Annotated in this window: 12 protein-coding genes and 1 pseudogene; 4 read left to right on the top strand and 9 right to left on the bottom strand. The window is 61.3% G+C overall.

The genetic code is table 11. The features are described from left to right. Positions 1-243: 243 nt before the first annotated feature. A complete protein-coding gene (locus F8N85_RS30315; protein WP_150807128.1) occupies positions 244-741 on the bottom strand; it encodes an MgtC/SapB family protein in 498 nt (165 codons plus the stop codon). Positions 742-888: 147 nt separating this feature from the next. Here F8N85_RS30315 and F8N85_RS30310 point away from each other — a divergent pair, with 147 nt between their 5' ends. The 3 genes from F8N85_RS30310 to mapR all read left to right on the top strand — a co-directional run bounded on the left by F8N85_RS30310 (position 889) and on the right by mapR (position 4,266). Continuing rightward, on the top strand, positions 889-1,122 hold the full coding sequence (locus F8N85_RS30310) for a DUF3203 family protein (RefSeq protein ID WP_150807127.1): 234 nt from the start codon (positions 889-891) through the stop codon (positions 1,120-1,122). A 205-nt stretch (positions 1,123-1,327) separates the two neighbouring features. Next, positions 1,328-2,740, top strand: coding sequence for a cytochrome c oxidase accessory protein CcoG (gene ccoG / locus F8N85_RS30305; protein ID WP_150807126.1), 1,413 nt, complete (start codon positions 1,328-1,330; stop codon positions 2,738-2,740). 116 nt (positions 2,741-2,856) lie between these two features. Beyond that, positions 2,857-4,266, top strand: coding sequence for a GntR family transcriptional regulator MpaR (gene mapR, locus F8N85_RS30300; protein WP_150807125.1), 1,410 nt, complete (start codon positions 2,857-2,859; stop codon positions 4,264-4,266). A 133-nt stretch (positions 4,267-4,399) separates the two neighbouring features. On the opposite strand, the gene F8N85_RS30295 is transcribed toward mapR, so the two are convergent. From F8N85_RS30295 to F8N85_RS30260, 8 genes are all read right to left on the bottom strand, one after another. After that, on the bottom strand, positions 4,400-5,146 hold the full coding sequence (locus tag F8N85_RS30295; RefSeq protein WP_150807124.1) for an SDR family oxidoreductase: 747 nt from the start codon (positions 5,144-5,146) through the stop codon (positions 4,400-4,402). Between the two features lie 73 nt (positions 5,147-5,219). Then, on the bottom strand, positions 5,220-7,322 hold the full coding sequence (locus F8N85_RS30290; protein ID WP_150807123.1) for a putative bifunctional diguanylate cyclase/phosphodiesterase: 2,103 nt from the start codon (positions 7,320-7,322) through the stop codon (positions 5,220-5,222). Between the two features lie 297 nt (positions 7,323-7,619). Then, the gene (locus F8N85_RS30285) at positions 7,620-9,107 is read right to left on the bottom strand and encodes an efflux transporter outer membrane subunit (protein ID WP_150807122.1); all 1,488 of its coding nucleotides are present in this window, start codon (positions 9,105-9,107) and stop codon (positions 7,620-7,622) included. Beyond that, positions 9,104-12,211: an efflux RND transporter permease subunit gene (locus F8N85_RS30280; RefSeq protein ID WP_150807121.1), complete on the bottom strand. Its 3,108-nt coding sequence runs from the start codon at positions 12,209-12,211 to the stop codon at positions 9,104-9,106. Before F8N85_RS30280 ends, F8N85_RS30285 begins: the two co-directional genes overlap by 4 nt. Further along, entirely contained in the window at positions 12,208-15,312 is a 3,105-nt protein-coding gene (locus F8N85_RS30275) for an MdtB/MuxB family multidrug efflux RND transporter permease subunit (protein ID WP_150807120.1), read from the bottom strand. The genes F8N85_RS30280 and F8N85_RS30275 overlap by 4 nt, the downstream gene beginning before the upstream one ends. Then, entirely contained in the window at positions 15,309-16,625 is a 1,317-nt protein-coding gene (locus F8N85_RS30270; protein WP_150807119.1) for an MdtA/MuxA family multidrug efflux RND transporter periplasmic adaptor subunit, read from the bottom strand. Before F8N85_RS30270 ends, F8N85_RS30275 begins: the two co-directional genes overlap by 4 nt. Positions 16,626-16,799: 174 nt before the next feature. Continuing rightward, positions 16,800-17,300 (bottom strand): thiol peroxidase, encoded by a 501-nt coding sequence (gene tpx, locus F8N85_RS30265; protein ID WP_150807118.1) that lies wholly within the window; start codon positions 17,298-17,300, stop codon positions 16,800-16,802. Positions 17,301-17,688: 388 nt separating this feature from the next. Next, positions 17,689-18,045: a DUF6124 family protein gene (locus F8N85_RS30260; RefSeq protein WP_150807117.1), complete on the bottom strand. Its 357-nt coding sequence runs from the start codon at positions 18,043-18,045 to the stop codon at positions 17,689-17,691. 489 nt (positions 18,046-18,534) lie between these two features. Between F8N85_RS30260 and F8N85_RS35275 the strand changes: the two are divergent. Further along, positions 18,535-19,062, top strand: a pseudogene (locus tag F8N85_RS35275) (RHS repeat-associated core domain-containing protein); the annotation flags it as partial. Between the last annotated feature and the right edge of the window lie 178 nt (positions 19,063-19,240).

The following is a 19,240-nucleotide window of genomic DNA, read 5'->3' as shown; positions in this document are numbered from 1 at the left end:
TGCACACCTGACAACAACAATACGCTTTTCCTAAAACGACCCGCACGCTCTTTAAAATTAATCATCACACGCACTGGCTATATTCATCTTATTTTTATTACCTGATCTTTCGCTGCATATAACTGCGACTAAGTACACCTCAGCTGAACGCCCCATAGATACTTCTCCCGAGGTCCCGGAGCGTCAAAACCAGCTGTCATCGATTAAACGGTGATGACAGGCCAACATCGAGGCATTGAGGCCTCATGGCTCATCCTTCTCCAGCAACTTGACCACCATTGGCATCACACCCAGTATCAGCAGCGCCAACAAGGTGCTGAGCACCGCCGTCGCCTCTCGGCCCAGCCCGGCCGAGACGCCGATGGCGGCGGTCATCCACAGCCCGGCGGCGGTGGTCAGGCCTTTGACGTGACCCTCGTCGCCTTCGGTGTTTTTCAGGATGGTCCCGGCGCAGAGGAAGCCGATCCCGGCGACCACGCCCTGGATCACCCGGCTCATCGCGTCGGCCTGGGAGCCGGACATTTGAGGCACCAGCACGAACAAGGCCGCGCCCAGCGCCACCAGCATGTGGGTGCGAACGCCGGCAGCCTTGCCCTTTTGTTCGCGTTCGAAGCCGAGAATGCCCCCGAGGATGGCGGCCATCAGCAGGCGCACGGTGATTCTGGTCATTTGGCTGGCATCGCCGACATCGGCGAACTCGGCTTGTAGCGTTACCCAAACCTCATGCCACCAGGCGTCCATGATGCTGTCCTTCTTATTGACCAATATGCGATGGACAGCAGCCGTGGGCAGTCGTGCGCAAGGGACCAGTGACCGTTAATCGGCTGTCCAGAACGATGACCAACCGCTGACACCTAATGCTCAAACCCCTGACAAAAGGACAACACCATGACTGTGCGCATCGAAAATCAAACCTGCTTCTTTGACACTGACGAGGTGCAGGAACAACGCCCCGCCGCCGAAGTGACGGTCATTACCGATCCGCAAGTGTCGATGTCGGCGGTCGAGCTCAACGGCGGTCGCGTGTACATCACCGAAGCAGAAGCCGACGCATTGACCGTAGCAGGTGCAGTCGACGGGCGCAGGCATTTGAAGGCCAGCGAGCGTGGTTCGGTGATTTGACTGACCCAGATCACAGACATCCGCCGGCGTCTGTGTCAGGCGCTGACGTCGTGTCGGCATAGGCTCGCCAAGGGTGCAGCAAGTTGTCGCAGGCAGGCTTTGGCGCGCATCTGATCCGCTTTTTATTCCGATACCTGAGTCTGTTATGCAAACAGATCGCTGGTCATAGTGCATCGGCCTGATGGAGGCTGATGAGCGAAAGACCATGAGCGATAAAATCCCCGTCCGATTAGTAGAAACATTCGAGCCTTCGCGTCCAAAGATGAAGGCCAAGTCCAGCGACAACCTGATCCACACCCGCAGCTTCAGCGGTGTGTTCCGCAATTTGCGGTTAAGCGGCGCGGGCTTTTTGTTCCTGGCGTTTTTTGGCACCGTCTGGCTGAACTGGGGCGGCCGTCAGGCCGTGCTCTGGGACCTGTCGGAAAGCAAATTCCACATCTTCGGCGCGACGTTCTGGCCGCAGGATTTCATCCTGCTCTCGGCGCTGCTGATTATCTGCGCGTTCGGCCTGTTTGCGATCACCGTGTTTGCAGGCCGGGTCTGGTGCGGCTACACCTGCCCTCAGAGTTCCTTTACCTGGCTGTTCATGTGGTGCGAAAAGGTTACCGAAGGCGAGCGCAACCAGCGAATCAAGCTGCAAGCCGCGCCCTGGGGCCCGAACAAGCTGATGCGCCGCTCGGCCAAGCACACGCTGTGGCTGGCCATCAGCCTGCTCACCGGTTTGACCTTTGTCGGCTACTTCACACCGATCCGCCCACTGGCCAACGAACTGCTGACCCTGCAGATGGGTGGGGTCAGTCTGTTCTGGGTGCTGTTTTTCACCGGTGCCACCTACATCAACGCCGGCTGGTTGCGCGAAGCGGTGTGCATGCACATGTGTCCCTATGCACGCTTTCAGAGCGTGATGTTCGACAAGGACACCCTGACCATCTCCTACGACGTGGCGCGCGGCGAAAGCCGTGGCCCGCGCAAACGCGGCGTGACCTCGGCCGAGGCCGGCCTGGGCGACTGCATCGACTGTCAGTTGTGCGTGCAAGTGTGCCCGACCGGCATCGATATCCGCGACGGCTTGCAGATGGAATGCATCGGTTGCGCGGCCTGTGTCGATGCCTGTGACTCGATCATGGACAAAATGGGCTATGCCCGCGGGCTGGTCAGTTATACCTCGGAGCATGAACTGCAGGGTGGCAAGACTCATTTGCTGCGGCCACGGCTGATCGGCTACACGGCGGTGCTGGTACTGATGATCGGCGCCCTGGCCCTGGCACTGGTAGAGCGGCCGATGGTGTCCCTGGATGTCAGCAAGGACCGTGGCCTGTTCCGTGAGAACAGTCAGGGCCAGATCGAAAACATCTACAGTCTGAAGGTGATCAACAAGACCCAGCTGCGCCAGCAGTACCGCCTGGAACTGGTGGATGGCGATGGCTTCCAGCTGCAGGGCAAGACCGACCTGAGCCTGGCGCCGGGGGAGATTGTCGACGTGCCGGTGTCGGTGGCGATGACCACTGAACGGCCGAGCAGCAGTTCGCAGAGCATCAGCTTCAAGGTGGTCGACAGCGACGAGCCTGAGATCTACAGCGTGGCGAAAAGCCGGTTTGTTGCGCCGATGAATCGGTGAGGCTTTAGACTGCGGTGCGGCCATTCGCGGGCAAGTCGGAGCGGCAGTGTGGCGATCCGACTTGCCCGCGAAGAAGTCACCTGAAAATTTCTGCATGACACTGAACTGAGCTCTTGATGAAACGCTACGAAAAATTCGCCGATGACATCGCTGAACTGATCCGCTCCGGGGTGCTCGGCCCCGGCCAGCGCGTGCCGCCGGTGCGCTACGCCAGCCAGACTTACGGCGTCAGCCCGTCCACGGTGTTCCAGGCCTATTACCTGCTGGAACGTCGCGGCCTGATCCGCGCCCGGCCGCGTTCCGGCTACTTCGTCAACACCCATGCACCGAGCCCGTTCTCGGAGCCGGTGATCAGCAGCCAGGTCAACGAGTCCACCGAAGTCGACGTCAGTGAACTGGTGTTCTCGGTCCTCGACTCGATCAAGGACCCGAGCACCGTGCCGTTCGGCTCGGCCTTCCCCAGCCCGGCGCTGTTCCCGCTGCAACGTCTGGCTCGCTCACTGGCCAGCGCCAGCCGCGATATGGACCCGCGCATGGTGGTCACCGACATGTCGCCGGGCAACCCGCAATTGCGCCGGCAAATCGCCCTGCGCTACATGGTCGGCGGCCTGATGCTGCCGATGGAAGAGCTGCTGATCACCAATGGTGCCCTCGAGGCCCTGAACCTGTGCCTGCAGGCGGTGACCGAACCCGGTGACCTGGTGGCCATCGAAGCCCCGGCGTTCTATGCCTGCCTGCAAGTGCTGGAGCGACTGAAGCTCAAGGCCGTGGAAATCCCCGTGCACCCCAGGGACGGCATCGACCTTGGCGTCCTCGCACAAACTCTGGAACGACATCCGATCAAGGCCTGCTGGTGCATGACCAGCTTCCAGAACCCGATGGGCGCGACCATGCCCGAAGCCAAGAAGCAGGAGCTGGTGGCGTTGTTGCGCCGCCATCAAGTGCCACTGATCGAGGACGACGTCTACGCCGAACTCTATTACGGCCAACAGGCGCCAAAACCGGCCAAGGCGTTCGACACCGAAGGCCTGGTGATGCACTGCGGCTCCTTCGCCAAAAGCCTGGCTCCCGGCTACCGCATCGGCTGGGTCGCCGCCGGGCGCTATGCGCAGAAAATCGAACGGCTGAAGCTCATGACCTCACTCTGCGCCTCGATGCCGGCCCAGGCCGCCATCGCCGACTACCTGCAGCACGGCGGTTACGACCGTCACCTGCGCAAACTGCGCTACGCCCTGGAAGAACAGCAAAGCGCCATGCTTGCCGCCATCGCCCGTTATTTTCCAGCGCAGACCCGCGTCAGCCAACCAGCCGGCGGCTACTTCCTGTGGCTGGAACTGCCAGAGCAGATGGACTCGTTGAAGTTGTTCCAGATGGCCCTTGCCCAAGGCATCAGCATTGCTCCAGGACCGATTTTTTCACCGACCCGGCGCTTCAGAAATTGCATTCGGTTGAACTACGGCAGCCCCTGGACCGAGACGGCGGAAAAGGCCATGGAAACCTTGGGGCGGATTGTGCGGTCGTTCTAAACAGCAAAAAGATCGTCCGAACGCGGCCCGAACCTGCGGCAGCTCCTACGCAAGCCCTATACATCCACAAGATAATGGGTGTACGCAAAACCTGTAGGAGCTGCCGCAGGCTGCGATCTTTTGATCTTGATCTTTACCGACCGCCCCCCAGATCGACAAAGGTCCCGGTCGCATACGAAGCTTTGTCCGACAGCAGCCAGACTATCGCTTCCGCCACTTCTTCCGGGCGGCCGCCGCGGGCCATGGGGATGCCGGATTCGAGTTTGCTGACTCTCTCCGGGTCGCCGCTCAGGGCGTGAAAATCGGTAAAAATGAAGCCCGGACGCACGGCGTTGACGCGAATGCCCTCGCCCGCCACTTCTTTGGACAGGCCGATGGTGAAGCTGTCCAGCGCGCCTTTGGAGGCGGCGTAATCGACGTATTCATTGGGTGAACCCAGGCGCGAGGCGACCGAGGAGACGTTGACGATGCTGCCGCCCTGGCCACCGTGTTTGGGCGACATGCGCAGCACCGCGTGCTTGGCGCAGAGAATCGGCCCCAGCACATTGGTCCGGATGGTTTTGAGAATACGGAATTCGGACATTTCATCGACCCGGGACTTGTGCCCGACGGTGCCCGCATTGTTGACCAGCGCCGTGACTCGTCCCAGCTCGGTATCGACCCGGTGGAACAGCGCGATGACTTCATCTTCGATACTGACATCGGCGCGCACCGCCATCGCCTGGGCGCCCAGTCCACGGACTTGCTCGAGTATCTGGTGAGCGGCCTGTTCGTCCGCCTGGTAATTGATGCAGATTCGATAACCTTGCTGCGCTGCCAGCAGTGCGGTGGCCGCGCCAATGCCGCGGCTGCCGCCGGTGATGACCAGGACTTTGTCCATGCTTGCTTTCCTCCGTTCTAAGCTGAAGCACTGCGCTGCAAGAATACTCGCCAGTGCTCGCTTTTGCATGGGCTCAAGTCAAGCACACATTGCTTGAGCCCACCGCCAATTGCTCCGCCCGATGGATATCGGCCATGAAACGCGCCGCCGGCAGCGGGTGCCCGAGCAGGTAACCTTGCAGCGAATCACAGCCCAATTGAGTCAGGAAACGCTGTTGCATATTGGTCTCCACCCCTTCGGCGACGATCCGCAGCCCCAGCGCCTGACCGAGGGCGACGATGGCCGAGACGATGGCGGCATCGTCGCTGTCATGCTCCAGGTCGCGGACAAAACCGCGGTCGATCTTCAACTCGTTGGCCGGCAGCCGCTTGAGGTACATCAGGCTTGAATAGCCGGTGCCGAAATCATCGATGGACAGGTCGACACCCATTGCCGAGAGTTCCTGCAGCACCATCATGCTCGCATCTGCGTCGCTCATGGCCGTGGTTTCGGTGATTTCCAGCGTCAGGTTGTTGGCCGGCAGCTGGTGGCGAGCCAACGCGCCGGCAACACTTTGTACCAGCCCGACATGACAAAACTGCAACGCTGACAGGTTCACCGCGATACGCCAGTCGGTGTAACCCTGCACATACCACTCACGCATCTGGCGGCAGGCTTCGTTCAATACCCACTCGCCGATCGGGATGATCAACCCGGTCTTTTCCGCCAGATCGATGAATTTGTCCGGCAGTAGCATCCCGTGCTGCGGATGCTCCCAGCGCAACAAGGCCTCGGCGCCCACCGGCCGGCCATTGCCGGCATCGAACTTGGGCTGGTAATACAGACTGAATTGTTGCTGCTCGATCGCCACGCGCAGGTCCTGCAGCATTTGCAGCTGTTTGCGGGCGTTGGTGTTCATCGAGGCATCGAAGAAGCGGTAGCCGTTTTTGCCGGTGCCTTTGGCGTGATACATCGCCGCGTCGGCGTTCATCAGCAATTCTTGCGCGGTCAGGCCGTTACCCGGGTACAGCGCAATGCCGACGCTGGCGGAGATTTGCAAGTCATGCTCGGCCACCCTGAACGAACGGGAAATCAACCCGACCTGGCGAGCGGCCAGTCGCAGGGCATCATCCGGACCGCCAAGCTGCACCAGCAATACGAATTCGTCACCACCGATCCGCGCCAGGGTGTCCTGGCTGCGCAACTCCTCGCGCAAGCGCTGGCCGACCTCACGCAACAACTGGTCGCCCATGTGATGCCCAAAAGCGTCGTTGACCGGCTTGAAGCCATCCAGATCAATGAACATCAGCGCAAAACAACCACCCTGCTCCTGCACCAGATGCATGGCCTGATCGATGCGATCGGCCAGCAGCACCCGGTTCGGCAAACCGGTCAGGGTGTCATGCAGCGCAAGCTGGGTGAGTTCCTGGTTGGCCAGGGTCAGGGAATCGGCCAGGTCAGCGGTGCGGGCTTCCAGGCGAGCATCAAGGATCGAGGTCAGCAAGGCGATGCACAGCACCGCCAAAGTGGTGACCAGCACCAGGTTGTCCAGCCCATTGCCGCTCAGGCCATCGATTGCCGCGCCGCAGAAACTGCCGTCGGCGAAACGCGCGGCGGCCATGCCGGTGTAATGCATGCCGACGATGGCGAGGCCCATGACCACCGCCGCCCCACCACGGGCCAATCTGACGTAGGGGGTGTTCTGCCGCAGGCGGAAGGCAATCCACAGTGCTGCGGCCGAAGCCCCGACCGCAATCAACAGCGAGGCGCTGAACAAGGCTGGATCGTAATCGATGCCTGGCTGCATGCGCATCGCGGCCATGCCGGTGTAGTGCATGGCGCTGATCCCCGCGCCCATGATCAGGGCGCCGAACGCCAACTGCCAGGCCGGCAAGCGCGGCTGACTGACCAGCCACAGGGCAAACCCGCAGGACAGGATACTGATCAGCAGCGATAACAGGGTGATAGTGAGGTCATAACCCAAGTCGATCGGCAACTTGAAGGCCAGCATGCCGATAAAGTGCATCGACCAGACACCCACGCCCATCGCCAACGCCCCGCCAGCCGTCCACAGATGAACCGCCCGGCCTTTGGCCGTGGCGATACGCCCGGTAAGGTCAAGGGCGGTATAGGACGCGAGAATCGCCACGCAGAGGGAGATCAACACCAGGACGGGGGAATAACTACCGATGAGCATGGGACTTCTCGTGGAGACTGAGCCGAACACTGTCCATGCTCGGGGGTAAAGTCGGCGATTGTACCTATTGCGCCAAAGAACGCACCGGGAAATATTATCAATTAGCCATTAGTCTGATGAGTTGATCGCCATGCGCTCATTCGTGACACGCAACCACCCGCCCGCGCCCCATTTTCACGCGAACGTAATTCCTGGAGCTGCCGATAGGCTGCGATCTTTTGATCTTTCGTTTTTGATCCGGAAAATGGATTGCCTGAACGGTCGTCAAGATCAAAAGATCGCAGCCTGCGGCAGCTCCTACGGGTTCACCTGCAACTGCCCATCCCAACCACCGCCCAGCGCGGCGATCAGTTGCACGCTGGTGATCAGGCGGCTTTGCAGCAGGGTTAGCACGCTGCGTTCATTATTCAGCGCAGTGGCCTGGACCACCACCACACCCAGATAGGCAATCAACCCGGCCCGGTACTGGTTCTCGGTCAGGCGCAGGGATTCACGGGCCGATTCCAGAGCCTCCTGGCGCACTGCCGCCTCGTCTTCGAGCACTTTCAACTGCACCAGGAAGTTTTCCACTTCGCGAAAACCATCGAGCACGGTCTGGCGGTATTGGGCCACGGTCTGGTCGTAGACGGCTTCAGTGCGATCGACTTCCGCCGAGCGCTGGCCGCCGTCGAACAGGGTCATGGCCAATTGCGGCCCTACTGACCAGAAACGGTTCGGCACGCTGATCCAGTTCGCGAAGGTACTGCTGCTGTAGCCGCCCCTCAGGCTCAGGGTCAAGTCCGGGTAGTAAGCCGCTTCAGCCACGCCGATCTCAGCGTTGGCGGCGATCACCGAGCGTTCGGCCGCGGCGATATCGGGCCGGCGCTCCAGCAGCTGCGACGGCAGGCTCAAGGGAATCTGCGGCAATGCCGGGATGTCTCGGGTTTCTGCCAGGCTGAATTGCGCCGGTGGCACCCCGGTCAGCACTGCAATGGCGTTTTCCAATTGCGCGCGCTGCCAGATCAGGTCAATGAGGTCGGCCTGGGTGCTCTTGAGCTGGGTTCGCGCCTGGGCGACCGAGTCTTTGCCGGAGACGCCGGCGCGGTATTGGTTTTCGGTCATGGTCAGCGAGCGCTGATAGGCCGCGACTGTGGCTTCGAGCAAACGCTTCTGCTGGTCGATCACCCGCAGTTGCAGGTAGTTCTGCACCAGTTCCGACTGCTGGCTCAGGCGCATCGCCGCCAGATCGGCAAAGCTCGCCTCGGCGCTGGCCGAGTCGGCTTCCAGGCCACGGCGCAACTTGCCCCAGATATCCGCCTCCCAGCTCACACCTAACTCAGTGCTGTAGGTGTCGCGAATACCACTACTGGAACTGCTCAGGCTCGAACTACTGCTACCGGTGCCCTGGCTGGAGCGGGTTTTCCCGGCGCTCAGATCCACGCTGGGAAAGAATGCCCCCCGAGTGCTGCGCACCAGGGCCTGGGCCTGGCGGTACTGGGCTTCCGCTTGGGCGACGGTCTGGTTGGCGCTGTTGAGCTTCTCGATCAGGCCATTGAGTTGCCGATCACCGTACAGTTCCCACCAGGCACCACGGGCCAGGGAGTCGCTGGGACTGGCCTGGCGCCAGCCCTGGGCTTCTTTGTACTGGGCCGGCGTGCTCATTTCCGGGCGCTGGTAGTCCGGGCCGATGGCGCAGGCGCTGAGCAACAGCCCACAGAGCGTCAGCCCGAGCAGTCGCGAACCGCGGGCCAGGCCCAAGCGTTGGGCGGACAGCTCAGGGGGGTTGGAAAGCGAACGGTCAGTCATAGCGGAGTTTCCAGAGCAGCATCGGTACGTACCCCACGCCAGTGGTTGAAGCGATGGCGCAGTCGGTCGAGATAGAGGTAAACCACCGGAGTGGTGTAAAGGGTCAACACCTGGCTGAAGATCAGCCCACCGATGATCGTCAGGCCCAGCGGCTGACGCATTTCCGCGCCTTCGGCGGTGCTCAGCAGCAACGGCAAGGCCCCGAGGATCGCCGCCAGGGTGGTCATCAGAATCGGCCGCAGGCGCAACAGGCAGGCACTGCGGATCGACTCCAGCGGCTCGAGGCCCTGGTGGCGTTCCAGCTGCAGCGCCAGGTCGATCATCAGAATGGCGTTCTTCTTCACCACGCCGATCAGCAGGAACAGCCCCAGCAGCGAGATCAGGCTGAATTCACCACCCAGCACGTAGATCGACAGCAGTGCACCGACCCCGGCCGACGGCAGGGTCGAAAGAATCGTCAGCGGATGAATGTAGCTTTCGTAAAGCACCCCAAGCACCAGATATACCGCCACCAGCGCGCCGAGAATCATCCATGGCTGGCTTTTTTGCGTGGCCGCGAAGGCATCCGTGGTCCCGGCCATTTTGGCGATCACGTCTTCCGGCAGGCCGACCTTGGCAATCGCTCGTTCGATGGCGGCGCCGCCCTGTTCAACGGTGACGCCCTCGGCCATGTCGAAGGAAATGCTTTCAGAGGCAAATTGCCCTTCATGGCTGACCCGGTCATCTTCCAGGCTGCTTTCGTAATGGGCAATGCCCGACAGCGGGATGCGCTGGCCGTCCGCGGTGATCACCTGCACCTGGTTGAGGGTGATCGGATCCTGGGCGTACTTCGGATTGACCTCCATCACCACCTGATACTGGTTGAGGCTGTCGTAGATGGTGGAAATCTGCCGCTGGCTGTAGGCGTTGTTCAGCACCGAGGTGACCATATCCATGTCGACGCCCAGGCGCTTGGCCTGATCGCGGTCGACCACTAGCGTCACCTGCTGCGCGCCGCGCCCTTCCCGGGCATCGATGGCGGTCAGCTCGGGCAAGGCCTTGAGCGCGGTGACCACTTTCGGGTACCACTCGCGCAAGGCGCCCAGATCACCGCTTTGCAGGATGTAGGAGTATTGCGAAGTGCTCTGTTCGCGGCCGCCACCAAATTGCAGGTCCTGGTCGGCCATCAGCATCAATTGCCCGCCGGGCACCTTGGGCATGTCCTTGCGCAGGCGCTCGATGACTTTCTGCGCGGAGATCTGCCGCTCCTTGATCGGTTTCAAACGCACCAGCATGAACGCATTGTTGATGCCGTTGCTGCCGCCTATGAAGCCGGCCACGCTTTCCACGGCCGGATCGCGCAATACCGCGCGGCGGAAGGTTTCCATCTTCGGCTGCATCACGTTGAACGACAGGCCGTCATCACCGCGCACGAAGCCGATCAACTGACCGGTGTCCTGCTGCGGCAAGAAAGTTTTCGGCACCACCACATACAGCGCGACGTTGACCCCGATGGTCACCAGCAAACTGAGCAAGGTCAGCCGCCGATGGCGCAACACCCAGTCCAGGCTGCGCGCATAGCCGCTGACCATCCATTCATTGGCCCGCTGGCTCCAGCGTTGCAGACGGTTTTCCTGGCCTGGGGTATGCGGCTTCAGCCAGCGTGCGCAGAGCATCGGCGTGAGGGTCAGCGAAACCACCAGCGACACCACGATCGCCGCGGCCAGGGTGATGGAAAATTCGCGGAACAGGCTGGCAACGATCCCGCCCATGAACAGGATCGAGAGGAACACCGCCACCAGCGAGACGTTCATCGACAGCAAGGTGAAGCCGACTTCCTGCGCCCCGAGATAGGCGGCCTTCATCGGCGGCACGCCTTTGTCGATGTGGCGGCTGATGTTCTCCAGCACCACGATGGCGTCGTCCACCACCAACCCGGTGGCGAGAATCAGCGCCATCAGCGACAGATTGTTCAGGGAAAAACCGTACAGGTACATGATCGCGAACGTCCCGACCAGTGATACGGGCACGGCCAGGGACGGGATCAACGATGCGCGGAAGTTACCGAGGAACAGGAACACCACCAGAATCACCAGCGCCACGGCAATCAGCAGGGTCATTTCCGCTTCGTGCAAGGTCGCCTTGATCACCGGCGAGCGGTCCATGGCCAGGTTCAGCTTGACGCTGGCCGGCAACACCGCTTGCAACGCGGGCAGCTGGGCCTTGATCTCGTTGACCGTCTCGATGATGTTGGCCCCGGCCTGGCGGTTGATCACCAACAGCACCGCTGCGTCATCGTTGAAGAAGCCGCTGTTGTAGCGGTCTTCAACGCCGTCGCTGACCTTCGCCACATCGCTCAGGCGCAATGCCGAGCCGTTCTGGTAGCGAATGATCAGCGGTTCGTAATCCTTGGCTTTCTCCAATTGATCATTGGCCTGCACCTGCCACATGCGCTGGTCGTCTTCCACCGAGCCTTTGGGCCGGCGCACGTTGGCATTGGCGATGGTGTTGCGCACATCGTCCAGGGCCACGCCGTACTGGTTAAGCAACTGCGGTTCCAGTTCGATGCGCACCGCCGGCAGCGAACTGCCGCCGATCTGCACTTCGCCAACGCCCGGCACCTGGGACAGGCTTTGGGACAGAATGGTCGAGGCCAGGTCATACAACTGGCCTTTTTGCAGCACCTCCGAGGTCAGCGACAGCACCATGATCGGTGCCTGGGACGGGTTGACCTTCTTGTAGGTCGGCATGCTGCGCATACCGCTGGGCAGCAGGTTGCGCGAGGCATTGATCGCCGCCTGCACTTCCCGCGCCGCGCCGTTGATGTCGCGATCGAGGTCGAATTGCAGGATCACCCGGGTCGAGCCCTGGCTGGATCGACTGCTCATGGTGTTGACCCCGGCAATGGTGCCGAAGGAGCGCTCCAGTGGCGTGGCCACGGTCGAGGCCATGACCTCCGGGCTGGCACCCGGCAGGCTGGCCTGCACCACGATCACCGGAAAATCCATTTGCGGCAGCGGTGACACCGGCAGCAAGCCGAAGCTCATGCCGCCGAGCAACATGATCGCCAGGCTCAGGAGCATGGTCGCCACCGGGCGTTTGATGAACGGTCCGGAGAGGTTCATGGCTGTTCTACCGGCTCCGCGCGCTCAGGCGCTGGCCGCCAGCGTCGACCGAGACGGTCGAAGTACAGATAGATCACCGGCGTGGTGAACAAGGTCAGAACCTGGCTGACCAGCAGTCCACCGACCATCACCAGACCCAGTGGCTGGCGCAATTCCGCGCCAGAGCCGGTGGCGAGCATCAGCGGCACCGCGCCGAACAACGCCGCCAGGGTGGTCATCAGGATCGGCCGGAACCGCAGCAACGCCGCCTGATAGATCGCCGTCTCCGGGTCCAGCCCCTGGTTGCGCTCGGCGTCGAGGGCGAAGTCGATCATCATGATCGCGTTTTTCTTGACGATACCGATCAGCAAAATGATCCCGATGATGGCGATCATCCCCAGGTCATTGCCGCTGAGCAGCAGCGCCAGCAAGGCGCCGACCGCCGCGGACGGCAAGGTCGAGAGAATGGTGATCGGGTGGATATAGCTCTCGTAGAGCACGCCAAGGACGATGTACATGGTCACCACCGCCGCCAGGATCAGCAGCAAGGTACTCGACAGCGACGCTTCAAAGGCCTGGGCGGCGCCCTGGAACTGTGTCTGTACACCCAGTGGCATACCGATATCCTGTTGCACCTGGTTGATCAGCTCGACCGCCTGCCCCAGCGCCACGCCGGGTGCCAGGTTGAACGACATCATCACCGCCGGAAACTGGCCGATGTGGGTGATCGCCAGTTGTGCCTGGCGCTCTTCGATATGCGCCAGGCTGGACAAGCGCACCTGGCCGCCGTCGGTGGTCTTGACGTGGATCTGCTCCAGCGCCTGCGGACCGATCTTCTCGCCGGACTGCGCCTGCAAGACCACGCGATACTGGCTGGCCTGGGTGTAAATGGTGGAAATCTGCCGCTGGCCGAAGGCGTCATACAGCGCATCGGTGATGTTCGACACCGAGACACCGATCCGCGACGCCGCATCGCGGTCGATCACCAGATAGACCTGCAAGCCCTTGTCCTGCAGATCGCTGGCAACGTCGGTCAACTCCGGCTGACTGGCCAGGGCCTCGACCAGCCTGCCGCTCCACAGGGCGAGCATGTCGGCATCCGGCGAGGACATGCTGAACTGGTACTGGGTCCGACTGACCCGGTCTTCGATGGTCAGGTCCTGCACCGGCTGCATGAACAAGCGGATACCGGCCAATTGGGCCAGCTCCGGCTGCAAACGCGCAATCACCTCGGTGGCGCTCAGGTCACGTTCGCCGTGGGGCCTGAGGTTGATCAGCAGGCGACCGCTGTTCAGCGTGGCGTTATCACCATCGACGCCGATGTAGGACGACAGGCTCTCCACCGCCGGGTCTTGCAGAATAATCTTGGCCAGTTCCTGCTGGCGCTCGCTCATCGCCGCGAACGAGATCGACTGCGGGGCTTCGGAAATACCCTGGATCACCCCGGTGTCCTGCACCGGGAAGAAGCCCTTGGGCACCACCATATAGAGGAACACCGTCAGGCCCAGGGTGGCGACGGCCACCAGCAGGGTCAGCGGCTGGTGCTTGAGCACCCACTGCAACTTGCGCCCGTAGGCGGCAATCATCCAGTCGATGCAGGCACCGCTGGCGCGGTAGAAACGCCCCTGTTCTTCTTCCTTGGGTTCACGCTTGAGCAACCGCGCGCACATCATCGGCGTCAGGGTCAGGGAGACCACCAGGGAAATCAGGATCGCCACCGCCAGGGTAATGGCGAATTCGCGAAACAGCCGCCCGACCACGTCGGCCATGAACAACAGCGGGATCAGTACAGCGATCAGCGACAGGGTCAGCGAGATCAGCGTGAAGCCGATCTGCTTGGCGCCCTTGAGCGCCGCCACCATGGGGCTGTCGCCCTCCTCGATGTAGCGCGAAATGTTCTCGAGCATGACGATCGCATCGTCCACCACAAATCCGGTGGCGATGGTCAGGGCCATCAGGGTCAGGTTGTTGACCGAGAACCCGGCCAGGTACATCACGCCAAAGGTGCCGATCAACGACAGGGGTACCGCCACCGACGGAATGATGGTCGCGCTGGCACGGCGCAAAAACAGGAAGGTCACCATGACCACCAGGGCAATGGCGATCAGCAGCTCATGCTGCACGTCGGTGACCGAGGCGCGGATGGTCTGGGTGCGGTCGGTCAGCACGACCACGTCGAGGCCGGCCGGCAAGTTGTCGGTAATGCTCGGCAGCAAGGCCTTGATCCGGTCGACCACCTCGATCACGTTCGCCCCGGGCTGGCGCTGGATGTTCAGCAATACCGCCTGGTTTTCATTGGCCCAGGCGGCTAAACGCTCGTTCTCGGCACCGTCGACGATCTGCGCGACGTCCTTGAGCCGCAACGGCGCGCCGTTGTTATAGGCGAGGATCAGCTCGGCGTAGTCCTTGGGCGAGGTCAACTGGTCGTTGGCGTCGAGCATCGACACCCGGGTCGGGCCGTCGAAATTGCCCTTGGGCTGGTTGACGTTGGAGGCGCCGATCAGGGTCCGCACGTCCGACAGGTTCAGCCCATTGGCCGCCAGGGCCTCCGGGTTGACCTTGATCCGCACTGCCTGACGCTGGCCGCCAGCGATGCTGACCATGCCGACGCCGCTGATCTGGGCGATTTTCTGCGCCATGCGGGTATCGACCAGGTCATTGAGCTTGGGCAACAGCATGGTCTTGGAAGTGATCGCCAGGGTCAGCACCGGGGTATCCGCCGGGTTGACCTTGTTGTACACCGGCGGCGCCGGCAGATCCTTGGGCAACAGGTTGGTCGCGGCGTTGATCGCGGCCTGCACCTGCTGCTCGGCGACATCCATGTTGATGTCGAGGTTGAAGCGCAAGGTCAGCACCGAGGCGCCGCCGGAACTGGTCGAGGCCATCTGGGTCAGGCCGGGCATTTGCCCGAACTGCCGCTCCAGCGGCGCGGTGACCGCACTGGTCATCACATCCGGGCTGGCGCCGGGATAGAGGGTCATGACCCGGATGGTCGGGTAATCGACCTGGGGCAATGCCGAGACCGGCAACAGCCGATAGGCGATCACGCCGGCCAGAATAATCGCCAGCATGCTCAGGGTAGTGGCTACCGGGCGAAGGATGAACAGCCGCGAGATGTTCATGCGCCGCCCTTTTTCGCCTTGTCGGTGGCTTGCGGTTCAGCCGCATTGGCCGCCGATTTGCCTTGCAGGTGTTCGGCCGGGGTGGCTGGCACGTCCTGGCTGTCGTTGACCACTTCCACTTCACTGCCCTCTTTCAGGCGGTCGGTGCCTTCGAGGACCACCCGGTCGCCGGGGGCCAGGCCTTCGTTGACGACCGTCAGGTTGCCGTCGCTGGCGCCGACTTTCAGTGGGTGAATCTTGACCTTCTTGTCGCCATCCATCGCATAGACGAAGGTGCCTTCATTGCCGAACTGGATCGCCGCCGTCGGCGCCAGCACTACGCCTTTCAAGGTGTCGGCGAGCAAACGCACATTGACGAACTGGTTGGGGAACAGGCTTTGATCGCGGTTCTCGTAGCGTGCCTTGAACTTCAGGGTGCCGGTGGTGACGTCGATCTGGTTGTCCAGGCTCTGCAACACGCCGGTGGCCTGCAACTTCAGGTCGCCGCGATCCCAGGCTTCCACCGGCAGTTTCGCGCCGCTGCGATAACGCTCCAGCACCGTCGCCAGGCTGTTTTCCGGCAAGGTGAAGGCGACGCTGATCGGTTGGGTCTGGGTGATGATCACCAGCGCCGCGGTGTCATTGGCCGCCACCAGATTGCCGACATCCAGCTGACGCAGGCCCAGGCGGCCGGCGATCGGTGCACGAATTTTGGTGAATTCCAGGTTCAGCTTGGCGTCATTGACCGCCGCCTGGTTGGTCTTGACCGTGCCCTGATACTGGCCCACCAGCGCTGCCGCAGTGTCCAGGGTCTGCTTGGCGATACTGTCTTCGGCGTACAGGCCGCGGTAGCGCTCCAGATCGACCTGGGCGTTTTTCAGTTGCGCCTGGTTCTGCAACAAGGTGCCTTCGGCCTGCAGCAAGGCGTTTTGATAAGGACGCGGGTCAATCTCGGCCAACAAGTCCCCGGCCTTGACCATCTGCCCTTCCTCGAAGGCGATTTTCACCAGTTCACCGGCCACCCGGCTGCGCACATTGATGGTGTTCAAGGCCGTGACCGTGCCCAGGGCCTTGTAATACAGCGGGAAATCTCCGCGGGTCGCCGGCGCGACGCGTACCGGCACCGGCCCCGCCGCCCCACCGAATCCCGGACGCATCCCACCGGACCTGCCGGCATGGCCGTTGGCGGCTTTTTGCCCAGCAGCGCCTTTTTCGGCAACGTCGGTTGGCCAGAACTTCCAGCACAGGCCGACGATGGCCAACAGGACTAGCAGGCCGAACAGCCAGCGACGGGGATTGCGGGAAGCGGTGGATTGCATGGAGTGATCAACCATTGGGCGCGAGAGCATCTTCTTCGGAAGGCTGAAAGATAAGCACTGGAGGGGATTTAGCAAAGCGCCTTTACCGGCAATTTACCTTGGGCTTACGTTTGTCAGTGCCTGCTAAGCCACTGAGGCACAAATAAAAACGGCCTGGACAGAGCCAGGCCGTTGATATTCTAAAGCCTGTTACTTCAAAACAGCCAACGCCGCTTCGTAGTTCGGCTCTTCAGCGATTTCCTTGACCAGTTCGCTGTGCAGGACATTATCGTTTTCGTCCAGTACCACAACGGCACGGGCAGTCAGGCCTTTGAGTGGGCCGTCAGCGATGGCCACACCGTAGTTCTCGATGAACTCGGCGCCACGCAGGGTCGACAGGTTCTGGACGTTTTCCAGGCCTTCGGCGCCGCAGAAGCGAGCCTGGGCAAACGGCAGGTCAGCCGAGATGCACAGCACCACGGTGTTGGCCACGTCATTGGCCTGGGCATTGAACGTGCGCACCGAGGTGGCGCAGGTCGGGGTGTCGACGCTTGGGAAAATGTTCAGCACTTTGCGCTTGCCGGCAAGGCTCGCCAGGGTAACGTCGGAAAGATTGCCCGCCACCAGGGAGAAGGCTGGCGCCTTGGAACCGACTTTCGGCAGCTCGCCGTTGACTTGAACCGGGTTGCCTTTAAGAGTGACTTGAGCCATGAACGGAGTCCTTTTAAGCGGAGTGGTCGTAGGGTGTTGCGAGGACCCAAAGTTAAACACGAAAGCGCCTTTGAGCCTATCCCGGAATGCTGACGGACGACTCCGAATCCGTGACCTGAAATGTCCGACACAGGGCTGAATGAGCCTGGTCAACAGGCGCCAGTTTCCCGCTGAATGACAAACCCTCTTCGCGGGCAAGCCCCAATGCCGTAGCAGCTGGCGAAGCCTGCGTTCGGCAGCTGCTACGGGGAATGTGCGGGGCCAGAAATTCCTTAACTGACCGGCATTGGGGCAATGCCCGCACACACAGGGTCAGCGCCAATCCCGGATGGAGTGGTCGATACATAACCTGTGGGAGCGAGCTTGCTCGCGAAGAACGATAACGAGGTCAACCTGCCGGAGCCACCTGCTCCAGCGCCTCATTCACCAGCAACTGGCTCAACTCGATCATCTGCTGAATCGCCAGCGCCACATTACGGCAGGAGCCTTCGACCTCGAACGCCAGGTCGCTGACCAGAACATTGGCGCTGGCCAGCGTCTCGCAGGCGTTGGCCAATAGCGTTTCGGTGCTGAGGCCAGGGACGACGGTGAAGATGTTGACCGGAACGACGTGGGCGAGTCTGGACTTGTCGAATGGGGGCTGCGGGTAGTGATCGCGAGCTCGCTGCGCGGCCTCGCAGAGCTCGCTGGAATCGGAGGGAGAAGCGTTTTCGGTTTCAGGCGGATCGGGAGTGACTTTGAACATCGTGTAACTCCTAGAGTAATGGGAGCTGCCACAGGTCTTCTCACGGACTTGGGGTGGCAGCCGTACGCGGGGTGAGAAACCGGGACTCTAGGAACCCGGCCACGCCGAAACGTGCCCGCGCACAGCCGCCATAACTTGAACGACAGACGAAAAAAAGCGCCTGCAAAAGTATGGTGGGCGCTGTGCGCCTAGAGATGTCCGGATTCTCACGTCCGATCGCTGAATTGGCAGCGATCCGCGAAGATTATCGCCCAGCCGGTACCAAAGCAACCCCGATAATGCGATCAACCCCGCACAACTGTAGGAGCTGCCGCAGGCTGCGATCTTTTGATCTGCAACACCGCCAAACGAAACGCGTTCTTACGGTTAATCCAGCGCTCCCGGACCGACCCCCAACCTTCCCTACCTAGCAGTTCTGCTAGTAGACAATCTCTGCCCCGGCGACGAACCTGAACACCCTGCCCCAAAAGATCCACAGGAGTTTGTCCCATGCCTTCCAGCCGCGAAATCGTCCTCTGCCGCTACCGCTACGACCCGCTGGACCTACTCGCCTCTACTACACCGTTGTCGGTCGTGGAGCTTCAGCGCTTTTACTGTAAAAGCCGCTTGGCTACCGAAATTCAGGGTCAGGTAAAATACTCGATCTTTCAGCACGACGACCAGCTACTGGCGCAACAACAGAGTGGCGGGGATGCCGTGAAGACCACATTGCTGGCCACCGACCAGCAGCGCTCGGTGCTCCATGCGTTCAACGCAAGCCCACCCCAACCCATCGCCTATTCACCCTACGGCCATCGCCCCGCCGACAACGGTTTATTGAGCCTGCTGGGGTTCAATGGCGAACGGCGGGATCCGGTAACCGGGCATTATTTGTTGGGTAATGGCTATCGAGCGTTTAATCCGGTGTTGATGCGATTTAACAGCCCGGACAGTTGGAGTCCGTTTGGGGATGGGGGGTTAAATTCGTATGCGTATTGTTTTGGGGATCCGGTTAATCGAAGTGATCCGAATGGGCATACTCCCTTTTGGGATATATATATCCGGTTTGCAGCGAGTGCAGCGATTACACGCAGAGTCAGTGTTGGATCGCAAGTGGTGAGCTCCATAGATCTAGGACGGCTCTCAATTTCGACCCCAAGCATTGCCCCACCAAGAATTCCCAATGCGCTGGGAACTATCACGATGCCTTTCACCA

The organism is Pseudomonas fluorescens, assembly GCF_902497875.1.
Classification (GTDB): Bacteria; Pseudomonadota; Gammaproteobacteria; order Pseudomonadales; family Pseudomonadaceae; genus Aquipseudomonas; species Aquipseudomonas fluorescens_BR.
Note: the sequence above shows the minus strand (reverse complement) of the source record. Positions and strands in the feature narration are given on the sequence as shown.

What these genes read in the sequence shown, in the direction of transcription:
- F8N85_RS30315 (WP_150807128.1), bottom strand. Translation starts at nt 741, where the DNA reads ATGGACGCCTGGTGGCATGAGGTTTGGGTAACGCTACAAGCCGAGTTC.
- F8N85_RS30310 (WP_150807127.1), top strand. Translation starts at nt 889, where the DNA reads ATGACTGTGCGCATCGAAAATCAAACCTGCTTCTTTGACACTGACGAG.
- ccoG (WP_150807126.1), top strand. Translation starts at nt 1,328, where the DNA reads ATGAGCGATAAAATCCCCGTCCGATTAGTAGAAACATTCGAGCCTTCG.
- mapR (WP_150807125.1), top strand. Translation starts at nt 2,857, where the DNA reads ATGAAACGCTACGAAAAATTCGCCGATGACATCGCTGAACTGATCCGC.
- F8N85_RS30295 (WP_150807124.1), bottom strand. Translation starts at nt 5,146, where the DNA reads ATGGACAAAGTCCTGGTCATCACCGGCGGCAGCCGCGGCATTGGCGCG.
- F8N85_RS30290 (WP_150807123.1), bottom strand. Translation starts at nt 7,322, where the DNA reads ATGCTCATCGGTAGTTATTCCCCCGTCCTGGTGTTGATCTCCCTCTGC.
- F8N85_RS30285 (WP_150807122.1), bottom strand. Translation starts at nt 9,107, where the DNA reads ATGACTGACCGTTCGCTTTCCAACCCCCCTGAGCTGTCCGCCCAACGC.
- F8N85_RS30280 (WP_150807121.1), bottom strand. Translation starts at nt 12,211, where the DNA reads ATGAACCTCTCCGGACCGTTCATCAAACGCCCGGTGGCGACCATGCTC.
- F8N85_RS30275 (WP_150807120.1), bottom strand. Translation starts at nt 15,312, where the DNA reads ATGAACATCTCGCGGCTGTTCATCCTTCGCCCGGTAGCCACTACCCTG.
- F8N85_RS30270 (WP_150807119.1), bottom strand. Translation starts at nt 16,625, where the DNA reads ATGGTTGATCACTCCATGCAATCCACCGCTTCCCGCAATCCCCGTCGC.
- tpx (WP_150807118.1), bottom strand. Translation starts at nt 17,300, where the DNA reads ATGGCTCAAGTCACTCTTAAAGGCAACCCGGTTCAAGTCAACGGCGAG.
- F8N85_RS30260 (WP_150807117.1), bottom strand. Translation starts at nt 18,045, where the DNA reads ATGTTCAAAGTCACTCCCGATCCGCCTGAAACCGAAAACGCTTCTCCC.